The following is a 17,657-nucleotide window of genomic DNA, read 5'->3' as shown; positions in this document are numbered from 1 at the left end:
CGATTTCATCGAAACGGAATGGGCTCTAGTGACCTTTGCGCCCGGCTCATGTAAAAGCCTTTCACATGAGCTGGCGCAAGGAAGAGCGCCGCGCCGAGCGCGGCTACCATCACGGCAATCTGAAAGAGGCGCTGCTGCAGGCAGCACTCGGACTGATCGCGGAGAAAGGCGCGGCCGGATTTACCTTCGCCGATGCCGCGCGCATGGCCGGCGTCAGCCCGGCGGCGCCCTACCGGCATTTTCGCGACCGCGACGAGCTGCTTTCCTCCATCGCACAACGCGGATTCGAGCAGTTCGAGGCGGTGTTGACGGAGGCCTGGGACGACGGACGCCCCGACACCGTCACAGCGTTCGAGCGGGTCGGCAAGGCCTATCTCGCGTTCGCCCGCAACGAGCCGGCGTTCTATTCGGCGATGTTCGAATCGGGGCTTCCGGTCGACGTTAGTCCCGCATTGATGGCCGCAAGCGAGCGCGCCTTCGGCATCATCAGGGCCGCCGCCGAGCGCCTCGCCGCGCTGGCGCCGCCTGGTGTGCCGCGCCCGCCGGCGATGATGATCGCGTTGCATATCTGGTCGATGTCGCACGGCGTCGCCTCGCTGTTCGCCCGCGGCGATGCGGCGCGCCGCAAATTGCCGATGACGGCGGAGGATCTGCTCGAAGCCGAGGTGCTGATCTATCTGCGTGGCCTCGGCTTCCTGACCGACCAGCGGCCCTCGGCACAGAAGGACAAGGCCGATCAAAAAGCGGCCGAGCCGCCTCCCATTCCGCCTTCAGGCCCTCCTTCAGGCCCTCCCTCAGGTCCTTGGGGCACCCCAAAATAAATTCGAGGACGCGGGTTGCGCCCAGCTTGACAAAAATCCGCGATGGGTTACCTATGTAAATGTTATTTACATTCACAACGGCGTGATGCCGTCATGGAGAGGGAAATGGCCTACACCGCAGATGTCAATCGCTGGCGCGGCCCCGCTGAAGAGCCCCACTACCGCCCGCATATGCTCGATTCACCCTGGCACCCCGGCTGGATCGCCGTGACCGTGCTCGGCTTCATCATCTGGTGGCCGATCGGCCTCGCCCTTCTCTTTTTCACACTCGGGAGCAGAAAAATGGCTTGCTGGAGCAACGGGGACCGCTTCTCGAACAAGATGGAGCGCATGCAGTACAAGATGGAGCGGATGCGCGACCGCATGGAGCGCCGCGGTTTCCCGTTCGGCCCGCCCACCAGCGGCAACCGCGCCTTCGACGAATACCGCATGGAAACCTTGCGGCGTCTCGAAGAAGAGCAGACCGAGTTCAAGGCATTCCTCGACCGGCTGCGTCACGCCAAGGACAAGGAAGAGTTCGACCAGTTCATGGCGCAGCACCGCACACGCCCGACCCCGCCGCCCCAGGACGGCCAGCCGCAAGCCTGAGATCCCAAGCCTGAGACCGGAAGGCCAACGCCTTCAGGCCGCGTGCCCCCACAAAACCTGACGGCGATGACCGCCCGTTTGCGATGAGCAGACGGGCGGTTTTGTTTTGTGCAGCGGGCGTTCCGTCAAGGCCGGGCCCGAGCCTGTTCGGTTCTGATTGAATCAGGGCTGGGCCTAGGGCGCGTTCTCAAATCAAGCTTTAATTGGCGCGGCTTGATCGATGTCCGCTATAGCCCGACAGTGACCAAATTCTATAGCGCGGAGAGACGTCGCGATGTGCCAAATCCGGACATTCTGGGACCGCAGTCGTCGCCTCCGGACGGGACTCCAATCGGGTCGTGGCGGCGCACTTACCGCCGACCGAGCCGCGGGGCCGGTCAGTCACGCTGACCCGCTATGGCCGGAGTGAAGCTGCCGACACCGGGTCCCGTCTTCCGTCACAGGCTCTAACCAATTTGAGACATTGTGCATTTTTGATGCTGTTTCTCAGGCGCGTCAGGTCGCGTACAATGTAGTTGCCCTTGAAACGGGACAGCCGAAATCGCCGTCCGGGGCGAACGAGCAGCACTGATGCCATCGGCAGGCACGCTCTCTTGAGAGACCGATGCTTTTTTCGGTTCGCACCACCATTCACATTCCACGAAATGCGCGCGCCGCTTCTGCGGCGGCTCGTCGCGTAACGTCAGGAGAAAAGCGATGAACAAGATCGATCGAAGGTCAGCATTGGGAATCGGGTTGGCAGCGGCTACGGTGGCCATCATGAAGCCAGCCGCCGCTCAAACCACGGGCTACAAGGACACGACGCCGTGGCCCGGTGTCGTGGTGCGTGCTTACGATGGCGAGACACCATCCATCATCCCCGGTTTTAAGACCGTCTCAATGCGCGATGTCATTATGCAGCCGGGATCGAAGACAGCCGGCCCCCCGATGATGAATGCCATGATCTGCCATATCCCCGAGGGGGAGCTTCGGATCGAGCAGGAGGGAAAGACCTTTACGGCCAAGAAGAACTTTGTCTGGACCTGCAACAAGGACACAAAAGAGCAGGCGTACAACGATGGGAGCGGGGTCGCGATCATGCGGATCACGGACCTGAAGGCTTAAGGCTTGTTTCTTCGTAAGAGACCGATTGCAGGTGCGGATGGCGCACTCGACGAGGCGCCATCCGCGGAATGTCGATCGCCAATGATTGCCGTGGGCTCTGAAGGATGTGAGAAGACGCTGCCGCCGAGAGTCTTCCTTGGGACCCAGAGCGCGTTTCGACCGCGCCAATCGCGGCCTTCTGACGGAGGCCTTCCGCCGGAGACGGCGGGTACATCGCCTGCGACCGGAACACAGAGAAGGAGTGCGTCCCCGTCCGCCGCAGCCTTGGCGAAGGCGGAAGCACTTGCAGCCATTCAGCCGACGAATGGTGCTAAATCGTCGAAAGAGAAGGACGGGTTTGGTGTGGTGGAAATAGAGGAAATGCTTTTTCGATTGGGTGAGACACTTTGCGCGTGCTACGATGGATTGTGCTTTGCTTGGCGAGGTAATCGGTGGCGACTCTCAAAGAATATTTTCAGACGGATTTTGCGAACGCCCTGACCTTCTTTTTTTCTTGGAAAACGACTGGCCCGAATCCGATCGACATCGATGTGAAGGTGGGAACCGAGACTTATTCGTCGGCGAAATTTGTCGCCTATTGGGTTCCACATCACGCACACTTTCTGCAGATTTTCGAATCGTTGGTGAACAGCGTGGATGAGGCTGTAACCCAATCAAATGGCATCAGGACTCTTTCGTCATTTGGTGGTGACGTTCAATATGGCTTGATAGGGTCTGACAATTCGCCCTTCTCTAATCGTGTCTATATCTATTCTGATGATGTCGTAGATGATGCGCCCGACCCGGCGTTAGACGCGTTGTGTAAGCAGAAAATGCTATGGCTAACCGTGAGGGGGCAGCAGTACATGAAGACGAAAATCGAGCTCGAAAAACCGATGGCTTTCATCTCTCATGACAGCAGAGACAAGACGGACATTGCGCTCCCGATTACGATCGGACTACAAAAACTTATGTGCCACGTTTGGTACGATGAATATTCTCTCAAGGTAGGCGATAGCCTTCGCGAAAGCATTGAGAAGGGTTTGAAAGAGACCAAAAAATGCGTATTGATTCTGAGTCCGAATTTCATTTCCAATGGCGGATGGACAAAGGTGGAGTTTAACTCGGTATTCACACGAGAGATTTTGGAGCAACGTTCTGTGGTGCTGCCCGTATGGCATAACGTTTCAGCTCGACAGGTGTATGAGTATTCACCGAGCCTCGCTGACAAGGTCGGTCTCAATTGGGAACAACTGGGGGAAGCTGAAGTCGTTCGAAAACTGTACAACGCAATCACTGAGCCGTAACTAGCACCGCAGTGCGCGCAAGCCCTCTACTACCTCACATACCCAGGAGATGGATAGTACTGGGTCGCCACGTGCAAACATTCTGTACATTCGGGAGTGACTGAAGCTCGGGGATGCTTTTTGGTTGATATCGATGAGTTTAGAGAGTCTCAAATAAGGCTGTACGGGCTCACCAAGGCCAATGAGAGCTATACATTCTATCACGATGAGACGAACAATATCCGCAAGCTGCATGTCGCCGCTCACGGCCTAAACGTCGCCGAATTGAAGGTATTCGTCTTGGGCGGCGTGGTGCATGACGGTGCGCCGCGCCCCATAGACGTTCAGCCTTTGCGGGCGGCCATGCAAATTCAGAAGACGGCCCGCGAAATCAAACTTGAGCACGTCGCGAAAGGCGATTTTCTGGAGCTATTGCGCTCTGCCAAGCTGACCACGTTCTTGCGCTGGATCACCGACAACAGGCTAATGATTCACTACCATGAACTTGACCCGCTCTATTGGTCGATTGTCGACATCGTCGATTCGATTCTACCCAAGCTCCGCGATCCCGTCCTGTTCCAATACCATGCGCTGCTGAAGAGCGACCTGGCTGCGGTGCTGAGGAGTGATCTTCCGGCCACGATCGGCCTATTCCATCACTACGGCTATCCTGGCTTGACCCCCGAAAGTCGTAAGCCGTTCCTGAATGAACTCGTCGCCCTGCTGGAGCACAATAGCGCTGTGCTGCCGGCGCTCAATGCAACCATGCTGAAGGGCGTGCTCAAGTCTGGACGAGGGCTCGACAGCCTCGACTTCATTGAAGGCTATCCGCCCAACATGCTGATTGACGACTTCAGCACCTTCTACTTGGGCCGCATTGCCATATTCAAACACGCCACCCATGTCCTGGACATGGAGGAGTCGATCCAGGACCGTTTCCTGAAAACGCCCCTCACCAGGGGCGGCGAACCGGTCATGCATTATCGCTTTGCGGACTCCAAAGCCGAGCCCGGCATCCAGCTCGCCGATATCGTCGTGGGAGTGCTAGGCAAGATGCACAGCTACTTCACCGAAACGCCACGGGACGAGGTGGCTGCGGATCGAGCGAACTTGACTGGCACTAGCCTGCAGAATTCGGAGCTACTTCGCGATCTTCTTGCTGCTTCGCACGATGCCAACATTGCCTTCCTGAATCATGTCTCCAGCATGCACGATCTCGACAAGCTAGATCTATTCCTGGGCTTCCAGGATGGTACCTACGCCCCCCCGATGAAGTCCTAGACGACGTCGGTCGCAGCCGCCGTCAACCGGCCGGATTACGCCCGCTTTTAATGAGTTCGAAATCGCCCCTGACCCAGCTCACATCGGCAAAACGATACATCGCTTCAAGGTTTTCATAGGGGTCGCCGTGCCGCTCCGCTCGCTTGGCGAGGTCATAAACCATCAGAGCGTTGACAGCGGCGGCGCGGGTCGCCGGATCAACCACCTCCATGTCCGGCAGAATGGAATGGGGATGACCATGGCGGCTGATGCTCTCGACGATAACGTCGCATCCGGGCAGGCCGTCTGTGAATAGAGCTACCGTCGTTCCCGCGACCACGTCCGCGAGCTGAATTGCGGGGTGATCGCGCGAGTCCACAAAAGCGACAGGTTCGAGAAGCTTCCAGCCTAGCGGCTCCGGGTTGTGTTTCATGCGCGCTTGGTGGATTCCAGGGTCGTTATCGTCGCCGGTGAATTTCGAAGCGATCGCCTGAAGCGGCTTGCTTGAATCGCACCGCACCGACAGCAGTTTTCCGGTGCGGCCCCAGTGGTTGAGATGACTCCACAAAGCTGCGGCCGAAAGGTCGAGAACCCAGCGCGCTTGATCAGGAAGGACAACATCAAGTCGGGCGTTGTCGGCCGTAATGATGTCACGGTATCCATAGGCAAAACGCAGGACGGATTCGAACGGGTGTTCGGTCCCCGCGTCGGAAAGCGGAGGGCGCGGGTTATCAAAGAGGAATGGCGCATCAGCAGGATCGCGCGAGCGCATGTATTTTTGAAATTGCTCGATTGCGCGCCTCGCGTCGCTGCTCGGATCGGTCATCCAAAGATAGGAATACATCGCAATGAAGCGGTGGAAATTCTTCTGATAGAGAAGTCGCGGATTGTCCTGGTAGACTGGCTCGTAGATGTACTCGAAGAACCATCCGCAGAGCGCCAGGAGCTTGTCGTTGACGCTAACGACGTATCGACCGTCCATAGCACTGAACAGCGCGGCCACAAGCTTTCGCCCACGTTCCGTTGCGAGAAGCTTGGATGCCTTGAGCTCAGGCATCTGCACAGGATGGTCCGCGCGCACCTTCCGAATGATTTCGAAGGCTTCTGCGTCGCTGATTGCGACCGAACCGAAAGCAAACATCCGCTGATCCTTCTGGAGAAGGTCAGGTCCAGTATGGCCGGCTTCATCACATGAAATGTCTAGAATCTCGGACATGATCGGCGACAATAAAGAGAATCAACCAAAAGTGGAATGAGAGAAGTTTCGGAATCAGGCGCGTCCGGCTTCGCCGGTCAGGCTCTACTCGCTGCGCTCACCCAGCCCCGTAGCCGTGGTCGGCCAGCCGATCCAGAAGCGCGCGGCCCAGCGGACCCCCTGGAAACGACGGCCGCGGACCATTAGGCGGGAGAAGATTCGGCGGGAGGACAACCACCACGCCCACTCGATATATCTTTCCAGGGTTCTGCGCCCAGCCCTCTCTGGCGACCGGGGCGAGCCAGCAGCAAGTATGGCCACGTCCGCCATGCCCCCAAAGCAGAAGTAATTTCGACAGCCTCAGGCGATGTGCCGTCATAGAGCCTGATAGCAACAAACCGCCCGTTTGCGATCAGCAGACGGGCGGTTTGCTTTATGCGCCGGCGCGGCGTCTTTCCGGTTTGGTCGGAAGTGCTGCGACCTCGCGTCCGATCGCATCATCTGCGAGGCGCAGATCGTAGGCGGATTGAAGATTGAGCCAGAATTGAGGGCTGGTCTGGAACCAGTGTCCGAGACGGAGCGCGGTATCGCCGGTAATCGCACGCTTGCCCTGAATGATCTGCGAGATGCGGTTCGGCGGCACGGAAATCTGACGCGACAGCTCGGTCGGCGTGATCTCGAGTTCGTTCAGTTCGTCGGCGAGAATCTCGCCGGGATGAATTGCGGGGCGGGGCATCGTCGTCTTTCCAGTCAATGATAATCCACGATCTCTACGTTCGACGGACCTTTTGCAAGCTCGGGCCATTCGGAGCATATCCGGCTCGAAGGACGGATCAATGCCCGCCTCCGGCCGTTCGCTCGCATGACGTTGCGGCCGGCCACGGCGTTGCGCCTCGAAAGAAAATTCGCCTGCCGCATCAAGCTGATTTGCCCTGTCCAGATCGCTTGCGAAAAATATTCCGCTTAACCCGTCGGGCAAATCATCTCTACAAGCTTGCCCGTCTCACCCGAAAGAGGGGCGGCTCGCGATCGTCACGAACGTGCGGTGGGATGCGGTGGACGCGGCAGCGTCGGGCGCGCGTGGAGTCGCAGGGCAGGTCTTATGATCTGTGAGCGAACAGCCAGCGCGCGGACGAACGGCGCTTCAACGCCTTCGCCAAAGCCTCGGTCGGCGGCACATGGCCTGTCGATGCGTTTGGCAAGGTCGCTGCGTACGGCGAAGTCGTGTGGTCCTGGCATCCGTTGCTGATGTCAAGCCTCGCAGAGATGCGTCGGCCCAACCGGGCTTAGACAAATCGTAATCCGCGAGGCGACGGTGACAAAAAGGAATTCGTCGCCGGGGAGAGCACGAAGGAAACCGTTAAAACCATTGCGCGGGGAAAGCCGGGTGATTTCCGGCGTACTCGTGGTGACTACCGTGTGCTTACTACCAATGCACACGGGCTGCGGGTGCATCGGGCATCCGGCTTTCCCTGCGCCCTCTGTCTTCAGAGGGACAAGGCTCTCGCAAACCTCGGGCTCATGGCGTCGCGAGAAGGTAGACTTGTATCCTTTTTCAGGATTGACGGGCGGGGCACGCCTGGGAACCCCCGGGGAAACTAGCCCGGCTCCCCTAACCGCCCGGATTACCTTGATTCCCGCTGCCAAAATCCCCTGTGGTAACCTGGCGTTAACCATGATTAGCGTCTGGTTAGGGGCGTAAAGTCGCGCTCATAGCCCTCGTTTTGACATGTTGGCAGGGGAAGCAGGCCTCGGCTTTGGACGGGCCTCCCATGTGACACATCAAGGCTTTAGCGCGAGCGCCTGCTGCCGCGCGCGTCGCGTGGCTGTGGAACCGGCAGCCATTTTGCTTCCGGAGGATCTGGGACACTGGCGTTGAGAGGAACCCGCTTATGAATCCGGCCGAAATGGCTCAGTCAGCCTTGCCGATTGCATCCGCCGACGTATCGTTGATTGCGCTGTTCCTGCAGGCCCACTGGATCGTGAAAGCGGTCATGCTGGGGTTGCTCGCCTGCTCGGTCTGGGTCTGGGCGATCGCGATCGACAAGATCATCCTGTATTCCCGTACCAAGCGCGCCATGGATCGCTTCGAACAGGCGTTCTGGTCCGGGCAGTCGATCGAGGAACTTTACCGCGCGCTCTCGGCCAAGCCGACGCAGTCGATGGCGGCCTGTTTCGTCGCCGCAATGCGCGAATGGAAGCGGTCGTTCGAGAGCCAGGCGCGATCCTTTGCCGGGCTCCAGATGCGGATCGAAAAGGTCATGAACGTCTCGATCTCGAGGGAAATCGAGCGGCTGGAACGCCGCCTCTTGGTGCTGGCAACCGTCGGCTCGGCCGGCCCGTTCGTCGGCCTGTTCGGCACGGTCTGGGGCATCATGTCGAGCTTCCAGTCGATCGCCGCCTCGAAAAACACCTCGCTGGCGGTGGTGGCCCCAGGCATCGCGGAAGCGCTGTTTGCCACCGCGATCGGCCTTATTGCCGCAATTCCGGCGACTATTTTCTACAATAAGTTCACTTCCGAGGTGAACCGCCAGGCCCAGCGGCTGGAGGGGTTTGCGGATGAATTTTCCGCCATCCTGTCGCGCCAGATCGACGAGCGGGCGTGAGGAACGGTATATTGTGAGCGCATCGTGAGCATCAGACCATGGCGATGAACGTGGCAGGTTCGTCCGGCGGCGGACGCCGCGGCCGGCGCAAGCCGGTGATGGCGGAGATCAACGTCACGCCGATGGTCGACGTCATGCTGGTGCTGTTGATCATCTTCATGGTCTCGGCGCCGCTTTTGACGGTGGGCGTGCCGCTCGATCTGCCGCAGACCCAAGCCAAGAGCCTCGACCAGGACAAGACGCCGTTGCAGCTTTCGGTCGATGTCAATGGGAAAGTATTCATCAACGATACCGAAGTTGCGATGACCGATCTGGTGGCGAAATTAAAGGCGATCACCGACGCCCGCGGCGGCATGGATGAGCGTATATTCATGCGGGCGGACAAGAAGGCCGATTACGGAACCGTGGCGAGGGTGATGGGGCAATTGTCGGGCGCAGGCTTCAAGCGACTGGCGCTGGTCACCGAAGTTGAGCAGGGGCAGTAGAGGGTGAACGTGAAGGTCGACAAGACACTTGTTGCGTCTGTGGCCCTGCACGTCCTCGTGATCGGGTGGGGACTGGTATCGTTCTCCTCCAAGGCGTTCGAGTCGACGGAGATCGAGTCCATACCGGTCGAATTCGTGACCGACGATCAGCTCAACAAGATCACAGCCGGCATGAAGTCGGGCAAAAAGGAAAACCCGAAGCCGCTGGTGGAGAAGGTCGCCGAAGCCAAGCCGGTCGATGACGCCGTCGGCAAGATCACCGAGAAGAAAGCCATCGTCACCGATGCCGCGCCGGATCCTGCGCCGAAGCCGGTGGAAAAGCCGCCCGAGAAAAAGCCCGATCCGCCAAAACCGGTCGCCGAGAGCAAACCCAAGGACGAACCGAAGCCGATCGAGAAGAAGCCCGATCCGCCCAAGGTCGATCCGATCGCCGAGGCTTTGAAAAAAGAAGAAGCCAAGAAACCGACACCGAAGCCCGAGGCCAAGGCTGCGCCGCCGCCTCCGGTCAAGAAGCGCGAATACAAGTTCGATAAGGAAACCATTGCGGCGCTGGTGGATAAACGCGATCCGACCCGACAGGCGTTCGCCGGTGACACGCTGAATTCAACTCCGGCGCTCGGAACGGCCAAGGGAAGTGCGGCAACGCTATCCGCAAGTTATCTTTCCGCGCTGGTCAGCAGGATCCATGATTGCTGGCAGCGGGACGGCGGTGGGTTCGACGAAGACGAGGTAAAAATTCCGATCACGCTGACGTTCAAACAGGATGGCACGCTGTCATCCCCGCCTTTGCTGGAGAGTGAGCCGCGCAACGATCGCGAGCGCGCGATCTTCGAAGGCGCCCGCCGGGCCATCATCAATTGTCAGCCATACACCATGCTTCCGCCCGCGAAATATGCCGAATGGAAGTCGTTACCGTTCCTGTTTCATAACAAGGCTTATTAGTATGTTTCGTCCGTTTCGCGACAATTCGATGCCCGGCCTGTCATCAGCGATTTCCCGACGTGCTTTCACAATGGCCGGCGGTGCCCTGGCGTTGTTGGGAATGGTTCGGCCGACAGCACTATCGGCACAGGCCCCGCAGCAGCGGCTTGAGGTTGTCCCCGGCGGCACTCAGGCCGTTCCGATCGCGATCCCGAATTTTGTTCCGGGATCGCCGGCGGACAGCGAGGTCAGCGCTGGCGTCGCCCAGGTCATCACCAACAACCTCAAGCGCAGCGGACTGTTTGCGCCGATCGACCAGGCGGCTTTCATCGAAAAGATCAGCAATATCGACGTCGCGCCGCAATTCCAGAACTGGAAGACCATCAACGCCCAGGCGCTGGTTACCGGCCGCATGACCCGTCAACCCGATGGCCGCCTGAAGGCCGAGTTCCGCTTGTGGGATGTGGCCGCCGGCCAGCAGCTCACCGGCCAGCAATACTTCACCGCTCCGGAATACTGGCGGCGGATCGCGCACATCATCTCCGACCAGATCTATGAGCGCCTGACTGGAGAAAAAGGCTATTTCGACAGCCGCGTGGTGTTCGTCGACGAAAGTGGCCCTAAGGAACACCGCATCAAGCGGCTGGCGCTGATGGATCAGGATGGCGCCAATGTCCGCTATCTGACGCGCGGCTCGGACCTCGTGCTGACGCCGCGGTTCTCGCCGTCGACCCAGGAAATCACCTATATGGAATTCGGCCAGGGCGACCCGCGGGTCTATCTGTTCAATATCGAGACCGGGCAGCGCGAGATCGTCGGCAATTTTCCCGGCATGTCGTTCTCGCCGCGCTTCTCGCCCGATGGCCAGCGCGTCATCATGAGCCTGCAGCAGGGCGGCAATTCGAACCTGTTCGTGATGGACCTGCGTTCGAAATCGACCACGCGATTGACCGATACGCCGGCGATCGATACTTCGCCGTCCTATTCGCCCGACGGCAGCCGCATCTGCTTCGAATCCGACCGCGGCGGCAAGCCGCAGATCTACGTGATGCCGGCAACCGGCGGTCCGGCGCAGCGCATCTCCTTCACCAAGGACGAAGGCGACGGCGGCAGCTACTCGACCCCGGTGTGGTCGCCGCGCGGCGATTACATCGCCTTCACCAAACAGGGCGGCGGACAATTCTCCATCGGCATCATGAAGCCGGACGGTTCGGGCGAGCGGATTCTCACCTCCGGATTCCACAACGAGGGACCGACGTTTGCGCCGAACGGCCGCGTCCTGATGTTCTTCCGCGATCCCGGAGGCAACAGCGGGCCGTCGCTGTTCACTGTGGACATTTCCGGACGCAACGAACAGCGCGTTCCAACGCCCGGCTTCGCCTCCGATCCGGCGTGGTCGCCGCTATTGTCGTGAGCCCGCGGCACGCTGTCCCAAACTCGGCAAACCTTGCCTAGCCTGCTGATTTATCGGGCGGATTTTAGTCCTGCAGGACGGCAGACAACGTCCTGGTAACGATGTTCCCTCAGAAAGACTTCATCTGCGACGGTTAAAAGTACGGGCTCGAAGAGGACGTTTGCGCCCCCGATGCAGTTGGTCGATCAGAAAGAGCGAAGCAGCCAGGAAGAACTGGAGCCGGTGCTTTATGCAGCGCTGGTCGATTCCATGTGCCAGAATTTCTGGCCCATGCTTATCGGCACGTTCTGCGCCGGAGCCGCCGCCCTGATGACGGCGCTCAAGACCGGAAATGTTCTGCTCTGGCCGTGCGCCGTCCTGATCGTTGCAATCGGTACCGTACGCGCGTTCCATATGCGCCGCTACGAACGGCGCACGTCAGTGCTGACGTTCGAGCAGGCGAAATATCTGGAGCCGCGCTACGCGATCGGCGCCATTGTCTACGCCGGCGTACTTGGCGCCTGGTGCTTCATCACCATTCTCGGCAGCGACGATCCGATCGCGCACATGCTCTGCGTGGCCGTGACGATCGGCTATACCGCGGGCGGCGCCGCCCGCAATTACGGTCGCCCCAGGCTCATCCAATTGCATATTCTTTTCGCCTGCGGGCCAATGTCGCTGGCGCTGGCGCTGCATGGCGGATTCTACTACATCGGCTTGGCCGCGCTGCTGATGCTGTTCTTCATCGGCCTGAAAGAAATCAACATCAGCCTGCACGCCATTTTCGTAAAGGCGCTGACCTCGAGCTTCAGGGAGGCGGCTCTTGCCGGCCAGTTCGACACCGCCCTGAACAACATGCCTCACGGCCTTTGCATGTTCGCCGCCGACGGGAGGCTTGCGGTCATGAACCACCGTTTCAGCGAGATGATGAAGCTGTCGGATGATCTCGTGCATCGCGGTGCTTGCGCGTCCGACATCGTCGATGCCTGCGTCAGCGGCGGATCGATCTCGGCGGCGAGCGGAAAGATCATTCGCTCGGAAATCGAGAATTCGCAGGCGAGGGACATCATCACCACCGATCCCGACGCCGCCAGCGCCCGTTCGCTGTCATGGACGTTTCAGCCGATGGCCAATGGCGGCGCCGTCGTGCTGCTCGAGGACATCACCGAACGGCGCAACGCTGAAGCCAGAATTACCCATTTGGCGCGCTACGACGAGCTGACCGCGCTCCCGAACCGGGTCAATTTCCGCGACGAGATCGAGCGCCTGTTGGCGGTGCCCCATGATGCCGAGCAATTGTCGGCGCTATTGTTTGTCGACCTCGATCAATTCAAGCAGGTCAACGACACGCTCGGCCATCCTTGCGGCGACCAGTTGCTATGCGCCGTCGCCGACCGCCTTCGCGCCATGCTGCGCCCGGAGGATTTCGTGGCGCGGTTCGGCGGCGACGAATTCGTGGTATTTCAGCAGAATATCAGATCGAACGAGGAAGCAGCCCATTTGGCCCAGCGAATCGTCGATCATCTGAGCGAGCGCTACAAGATCGACAATCATCTGGTCGAGATCGGCGCCAGCGTCGGCATCGCCATGACATTGCCCGGCGTCTCTGCCGACACGCTGTTGAAGAACGCGGACATGGCGCTTTATCGCGCCAAGGCGGACGGCCGCGGAACCTTCTGCTTCTTCCGCGACGAGATGGCGCAAACCGTCGAGGCGCGCCGCATCCTGGAACTAGACCTGCGCAAGGCGCTGGCGAACGAGGAATTCGAGCTGTTCTATCAGCCGCTGGTCAATCTCAAAACCGGACGCATCGCGACCTGCGAAGCGCTGCTGCGATGGAATCATCCGGTGCGCGGCACGGTTTCCCCGATCGATATCATCCCGGTCGCCGAGGATATGGGCCTGATCGTCGATCTCGGCCGCTGGATCCTGCGCAAGGCCTGCATCGAATGCATGAAATGGCCGGAAGGCGTCAGCGTCGCGGTGAATTTCTCGCCGCAGCAATTCCATCAGCGCGACGTGCTGAGCGAAGTTCGCTACGCGCTGGAGGTCTCCGGTCTGTCGGCGCACCGGCTTGAAATCGAGATCACCGAATCCTCGCTGTTGCGCAACACCCAATTGACCCACGACGTGTTGTCCCAATTGCGCACCATCGGGGTGAAAATCTCGCTGGACGATTTCGGCACCGGCTATTCGAGCCTGAGCTATCTGCACAATTTCCCGCTGCAGAAGGTGAAGATCGATCGGTCCTTCCTGGAAGGCATCGACAGCGATCGCCCGCTGACGCTGTTGCGGGGCGTGGCGCGGCTTTCGGCCGATCTCGGGATGTCGGTCGTGGTCGAGGGCATCGAGACCAACGAGCAATTGGAACGGATCAGCGCCGACGGCACGGTGACCGAGGCGCAGGGCTACCTGTTCTCACGCCCGGTGCCGGCGGTGCGGATACGCCAGCTCCTCAATGCGTCGCACGGCCGCCATCTGTCCGAAGAGCAATTGCTCGCGGTCCCGTCACGCTCGATCGCCTGAAAAAATTCCAAAGGAGCCTGGCCGGCGGGCACTTGTCTCGACGCAGTGCCGCCAACCCGTAGTTGTATGGGGTTAACCCTAACCTTTCGATCCCTTTGCATCTTCGTTAAGAAGCTGTTAATGTTTTTGTCTGCGCGTAGAAGTTGTTGGGAAGTTGTATGGAGTATCGCATGGCGTCCGCCGCCGAAGCGTCCACCTCGGCTCTTGGACGGAGTTTGGACCTGCTGGATCAAGTCGACTATCGACTGGCGCAGACGCCCGAGGAAAAGGAAGAAATCTATCATCTTCGCTACCGGGCCTACCTGCGCGAGGGGGCGGTCACGGAATCCGCCGATCAGCGGGTTAGCGATCAATATGATGACCTGCCCAATTCCTGGACATTTGGCGTTTATCTGCAAGGTGAACTCTATAGCTCGGTCCGGATCAGCGTGCTGACCTCCGAATGGCGGTTGTCCTGCTCGGCGGAGGCCTTTGGCGAGATTCTCTATCCCAGGCTCGATCGCGGCGAGGTCATCGTCGATCCGGCGCGGTTCGTGGCGGATCCAGACAAGGCCGGGCGGTTTCCCGAACTGCCCTATGTGACGCTTCGCCTGGCCTACATGGCGTGCGAATATTTCAACGCCGACCTTGGGCTCGCCATCGTTCGCGCCGAACATCAGGCGTTTTATCGCCGCGTCTTCCTGCACGAGAGCATCGCGGAACCACGCTTCTTCCCGGGGCTCCTGAAGCCGGTCGGGCTGATGGCTGCGGATTTTCCGGCGTTGCGCGAGAAGGTCTTTGAGCGCTATCCGATGATGCGTTCGACCGCTTTCGAACGGCGAATGTTGTTTGAGCGGAGCGGCGAGCGCCGCTCGCCGTCTCCGAGTGCGACCGTATCCACTTTCGAGCGTGCCTCAATCGTGCCGCGGTCCTGACGGATCGGGCCAGCGCGACTTTCGGCAACGGCACGGATCAAATCCGCCCGCTTGCCTTTTTCCTGAGCACTTGTTCCCGGCACCGCCCGCTTTGCGGGCTCCCCCATTTTTCCGCGGGATCGGCATCTAAATCGATACCAAACCGCTGACCCCGGCCGACTCCCGGCTTGCCTTCACCCTCGCGCCACATTTACAACCCATTAACTATCGCGGTTGCTTTTCGGCGTTTGTCGGCATTTGATCGGGTCTGGCAACACCCCATCAAGGTTGACGGAACGTTCGCTTAACCATCGCCCTGTAGACCGGATGACAGTCGTATAACGTGAGCGTGGAGGCTCCGGAATGAAATACCAGATGCGTATCCTCCAGGGATTGAAGCTGGCCGCGGTGCTCGCGGTGGCCCTGTCGATGGGCGCCTGCGCCAACAAGAACCTCGGCGCCGACGCGATGGCCAGTGCGGCTACTCCGGGCAGCCAGCAGGATTTCGTGGTCAATGTCGGCGACCGCGTGTTCTTCGAGAGCGACCAGACCGATTTGTCCCCGCAGGCCGTCGTGACCCTGGACAAGCAGGTGCAATGGCTGCAGACCTATCCGCGCTACTCCTTCACCATCGAAGGCCACGCCGACGAGCGCGGCACCCGCGAATACAATATCGCGCTCGGTGCCCGGCGCGCCCAGTCGGTTCGTACCTTCCTCGCCTCGCGCGGAATCGATCCCTCGAGGATGCGGACCATCTCCTACGGCAAGGAACGTCCGGTCGCGGTCTGCAACGACATCTCGTGCTGGTCGCAGAACCGCCGTGCGGTTACCGTCCTGAACGCCAACTCCTAAGAGCGTTTGCGGGTCGCAAATGTTTGTTGCCGGCGCCTTCGGGCGCCGGTTTTATTTTGGCGGCGTAGCTCCAGGCGCTATTTGTTTCAGTCACATTTTTGGCGTACTCCCTCTCTCAATGTGTTCCCGCTTTCGATGTCACATCGTCAGGCCAAAATGACATTCAGATTTAATAGGATTGCCGGTGCCGCGGCATTGTCCGCGCTGCTGGCGCTGTGGTCGCAGGCGTTGCCCGCGCAATCCCTGGCGCAATCCGACGACGCCGACCCGGAAATGCGGATCCAGCAGCTTGAGAATCAGCTGCGGCAACTCACCGGCCAGAACGAGGAACTGCAATACCGCAACCGCCAGCTCGAGGAGCGCCTGCGGCAGCTCCAGGGCGGTCAGCCTGGCGCCCCCGGCCAGCCTGTTGCCGGCCAGCCTCTCGTTAATCAGCCTCTCGTTAATCAGCCTGTTGTTGGTCAACCTGTCGTCGGCCAGCCCAATATAGCCGCGACGCCGCCGGCGCAGCTCAATCCAACCTATCGGCAGCCGGGGTCTGACCAGCCGCAGATCGCCGCTCCGGCGCCGACCATGCAAGAAGCGCCTGGCGCGCCACAGGGCGTGCCGCCGGCGCAAGCGCGGCGCCGCGGCGATGCCTTCGATCCCAACCAGAACCCGAACGCCCCGGGCGCGCCGCGCGCGCTCGGGGGCGGTCAGCTTCCGATCCCCGCTGAGGCGCCCGTCGGCGCGCCGGGCGGCCGCGGCGCAGGCGAGCCGCTCGATCTTGCCAATACCGGCGCAGCCGGCAATCCAGCCGGCGGGTTACCGCCGCCACGCGGCGGCGGTACGACGCTTGCCACCCTGCCGCCGTCAGCAACCCCGAAGGACGAGTTCGATCTCGGCATCGGCTATATGCAGCGCAAGGACTATGCGCTCGCCGAACAGACCATGCGCGACTTCGCGCAGAAATACCCGAGCGATCCCCTGATCGCGGATTCGCAATACTGGCTCGGCGAGAGCTTCTTCCAGCGCCAGCAATATCGCGATGCCGCCGAAACCTTTCTCGGCGTCACCACCAAATTCGACAAATCAGGCAAGGCCCCCGATGCCCTGCTGCGGCTCGGGCAATCGCTGGCGGCGCTAAAGGAAAAGGAAGCCGCCTGCGCCGCATTTGGCGAAGTGACGCGCAAATATCCGCGCGCCTCGACCGGCGTCAAAGCCGCCGTCGATCGCGAGCAAAAGCGGGTGAAGTGCTAACGGCTGATCCGGGGCGGCGGTTCAAAATCCTTCGGGCCAACGACGAGCCCCATGGAAGATCCGGAGAATCTGTGCCGTGTTGCCGTCCTGCTCAATGTAGGCGCGGAGTGCGACAAGGTCGTTGACTGCCTCGGGCGACCAAACCGGGATCATCAGCGTTTGGGGATCGGCTGCTCTCTACCGCTGCCCCAGGATGTGATCCAATCCTTGACCCCCTGGTGCGGAACTCCTTCGCCGCGATCGAGAGAGGCGATCGCTTGCTTGATGCCGGCAACCTGCCACTCATTGACGTCGAGGTACTCGTTGATCGCCTCGGCCGCGAGGAACGAACGGCTGCGGCCCGTGTTCTTGGCCAATCTCTCGAGACGCTTCTTGGCGGCCGCATCGACCCTCACGGTGAAGGTTGTTGAGCGCATGATCTCGGTCCCGTTGTGTTTGCTTGTGTACAATATAACGCAGGTCCCGATCTGGACAAGCCGGCGTTGCCGGCCAGCGTTGAATGAGTGCTT

Annotated in this window: 16 protein-coding genes; 13 read left to right on the top strand and 3 right to left on the bottom strand. The window is 60.2% G+C overall.

Features of this window, described 5'->3' with window-relative positions; genetic code table 11:
* Positions 1 to 65 precede the first annotated feature (65 nt).
* From B5526_RS13325 to B5526_RS13305, 5 genes are all read left to right on the top strand, one after another.
* Positions 66 to 821, top strand: a complete 756-nt coding sequence (locus B5526_RS13325; RefSeq protein WP_079538631.1) for a TetR/AcrR family transcriptional regulator — start codon at positions 66 to 68, stop codon at positions 819 to 821.
* 105 nt (positions 822 to 926) lie between these two features.
* A complete protein-coding gene (locus tag B5526_RS13320) occupies positions 927 to 1,409 on the top strand; it encodes a DUF2852 domain-containing protein (protein WP_079538630.1) in 483 nt (160 codons plus the stop codon).
* Between the two features lie 696 nt (positions 1,410 to 2,105).
* Positions 2,106 to 2,513, top strand: coding sequence for a hypothetical protein (locus B5526_RS13315; protein ID WP_079538628.1), 408 nt, complete (start codon positions 2,106 to 2,108; stop codon positions 2,511 to 2,513).
* A gap of 431 nt (positions 2,514 to 2,944) precedes the next feature.
* Positions 2,945 to 3,799: a toll/interleukin-1 receptor domain-containing protein gene (locus tag B5526_RS13310; protein ID WP_079538627.1), complete on the top strand. Its 855-nt coding sequence runs from the start codon at positions 2,945 to 2,947 to the stop codon at positions 3,797 to 3,799.
* A 120-nt stretch (positions 3,800 to 3,919) separates the two neighbouring features.
* Positions 3,920 to 5,059: a DUF3800 domain-containing protein gene (locus B5526_RS13305; protein WP_079538625.1), complete on the top strand. Its 1,140-nt coding sequence runs from the start codon at positions 3,920 to 3,922 to the stop codon at positions 5,057 to 5,059.
* Between the two features lie 22 nt (positions 5,060 to 5,081).
* Here the strand turns inward: B5526_RS13305 and B5526_RS13300 are convergent, their stop codons facing one another.
* Both B5526_RS13300 and B5526_RS13290 read right to left on the bottom strand, forming a co-directional pair.
* Complete coding sequence (locus B5526_RS13300) at positions 5,082 to 6,254, bottom strand: DUF3800 domain-containing protein (protein ID WP_172842039.1); 1,173 nt, start codon at positions 6,252 to 6,254, stop codon at positions 5,082 to 5,084.
* A 412-nt stretch (positions 6,255 to 6,666) separates the two neighbouring features.
* Positions 6,667 to 6,969, bottom strand: a complete 303-nt coding sequence (locus B5526_RS13290) for a HigA family addiction module antitoxin (RefSeq protein WP_079538620.1) — start codon at positions 6,967 to 6,969, stop codon at positions 6,667 to 6,669.
* A 1,156-nt stretch (positions 6,970 to 8,125) separates the two neighbouring features.
* On the opposite strand from B5526_RS13290, the gene tolQ reads away from it, so the two are divergent.
* The 8 genes from tolQ (at position 8,126) to ybgF (ending at position 17,148) form a co-directional block, all read left to right on the top strand.
* Entirely contained in the window at positions 8,126 to 8,839 is a 714-nt protein-coding gene (tolQ, locus tag B5526_RS13285; protein ID WP_079538618.1) for a protein TolQ, read from the top strand.
* A 38-nt stretch (positions 8,840 to 8,877) separates the two neighbouring features.
* Positions 8,878 to 9,324, top strand: coding sequence for a protein TolR (gene tolR, locus B5526_RS13280; protein WP_079538616.1), 447 nt, complete (start codon positions 8,878 to 8,880; stop codon positions 9,322 to 9,324).
* A gap of 9 nt (positions 9,325 to 9,333) precedes the next feature.
* Complete coding sequence (locus B5526_RS13275) at positions 9,334 to 10,266, top strand: protein TolA (RefSeq protein ID WP_079544968.1); 933 nt, start codon at positions 9,334 to 9,336, stop codon at positions 10,264 to 10,266.
* Positions 10,267 to 10,336: 70 nt separating this feature from the next.
* Positions 10,337 to 11,659, top strand: a complete 1,323-nt coding sequence (gene tolB, locus B5526_RS13270; RefSeq protein WP_433994623.1) for a Tol-Pal system beta propeller repeat protein TolB — start codon at positions 10,337 to 10,339, stop codon at positions 11,657 to 11,659.
* Between the two features lie 171 nt (positions 11,660 to 11,830).
* A complete protein-coding gene (locus tag B5526_RS13265; protein WP_079538615.1) occupies positions 11,831 to 14,164 on the top strand; it encodes a putative bifunctional diguanylate cyclase/phosphodiesterase in 2,334 nt (777 codons plus the stop codon).
* Positions 14,165 to 14,334: 170 nt separating this feature from the next.
* Complete coding sequence (locus B5526_RS13260; RefSeq protein WP_079544966.1) at positions 14,335 to 15,078, top strand: N-acyl amino acid synthase FeeM domain-containing protein; 744 nt, start codon at positions 14,335 to 14,337, stop codon at positions 15,076 to 15,078.
* A gap of 342 nt (positions 15,079 to 15,420) precedes the next feature.
* The gene (gene pal, locus B5526_RS13255; RefSeq protein WP_079538613.1) at positions 15,421 to 15,909 is read left to right on the top strand and encodes a peptidoglycan-associated lipoprotein Pal; all 489 of its coding nucleotides are present in this window, start codon (positions 15,421 to 15,423) and stop codon (positions 15,907 to 15,909) included.
* Between the two features lie 156 nt (positions 15,910 to 16,065).
* Positions 16,066 to 17,148, top strand: coding sequence for a tol-pal system protein YbgF (gene ybgF / locus B5526_RS13250; protein ID WP_079538612.1), 1,083 nt, complete (start codon positions 16,066 to 16,068; stop codon positions 17,146 to 17,148).
* A gap of 152 nt (positions 17,149 to 17,300) precedes the next feature.
* Here ybgF and B5526_RS13245 read toward each other — a convergent pair whose 3' ends face one another.
* On the bottom strand, positions 17,301 to 17,564 hold the full coding sequence (locus tag B5526_RS13245; protein WP_197688436.1) for a CopG family ribbon-helix-helix protein: 264 nt from the start codon (positions 17,562 to 17,564) through the stop codon (positions 17,301 to 17,303).
* Between the last annotated feature and the right edge of the window lie 93 nt (positions 17,565 to 17,657).

The organism is Bradyrhizobium lablabi (assembly GCF_900141755.1).
GTDB lineage: Bacteria > Pseudomonadota > Alphaproteobacteria > Rhizobiales > Xanthobacteraceae > Bradyrhizobium > Bradyrhizobium lablabi_A.
The sequence above is the reverse complement of the archived record's forward strand: the minus strand, read 5'-3'. Positions and strand labels throughout refer to the sequence as shown.

Excerpts from the sequence above, each read along its gene's own strand:
- B5526_RS13325 (WP_079538631.1), top strand. The coding sequence starts at position 66 with ATGAGCTGGCGCAAGGAAGAGCGCCGCGCCGAGCGCGGCTACCATCAC.
- tolQ (WP_079538618.1), top strand. The coding sequence starts at position 8,126 with ATGAATCCGGCCGAAATGGCTCAGTCAGCCTTGCCGATTGCATCCGCC.
- B5526_RS13260 (WP_079544966.1), top strand. The coding sequence starts at position 14,335 with ATGGCGTCCGCCGCCGAAGCGTCCACCTCGGCTCTTGGACGGAGTTTG.
- B5526_RS13300 (WP_172842039.1), bottom strand. The coding sequence starts at position 6,254 with ATGTCCGAGATTCTAGACATTTCATGTGATGAAGCCGGCCATACTGGA.
- B5526_RS13265 (WP_079538615.1), top strand. The coding sequence starts at position 11,831 with ATGCAGTTGGTCGATCAGAAAGAGCGAAGCAGCCAGGAAGAACTGGAG.
- tolB (WP_433994623.1), top strand. The coding sequence starts at position 10,337 with ATGGCCGGCGGTGCCCTGGCGTTGTTGGGAATGGTTCGGCCGACAGCA.
- B5526_RS13290 (WP_079538620.1), bottom strand. The coding sequence starts at position 6,969 with ATGCCCCGCCCCGCAATTCATCCCGGCGAGATTCTCGCCGACGAACTG.
- tolR (WP_079538616.1), top strand. The coding sequence starts at position 8,878 with ATGGCGATGAACGTGGCAGGTTCGTCCGGCGGCGGACGCCGCGGCCGG.
- pal (WP_079538613.1), top strand. The coding sequence starts at position 15,421 with ATGAAATACCAGATGCGTATCCTCCAGGGATTGAAGCTGGCCGCGGTG.
- ybgF (WP_079538612.1), top strand. The coding sequence starts at position 16,066 with ATGACATTCAGATTTAATAGGATTGCCGGTGCCGCGGCATTGTCCGCG.
- B5526_RS13315 (WP_079538628.1), top strand. The coding sequence starts at position 2,106 with ATGAACAAGATCGATCGAAGGTCAGCATTGGGAATCGGGTTGGCAGCG.
- B5526_RS13245 (WP_197688436.1), bottom strand. The coding sequence starts at position 17,564 with ATGCGCTCAACAACCTTCACCGTGAGGGTCGATGCGGCCGCCAAGAAG.
- B5526_RS13320 (WP_079538630.1), top strand. The coding sequence starts at position 927 with ATGGCCTACACCGCAGATGTCAATCGCTGGCGCGGCCCCGCTGAAGAG.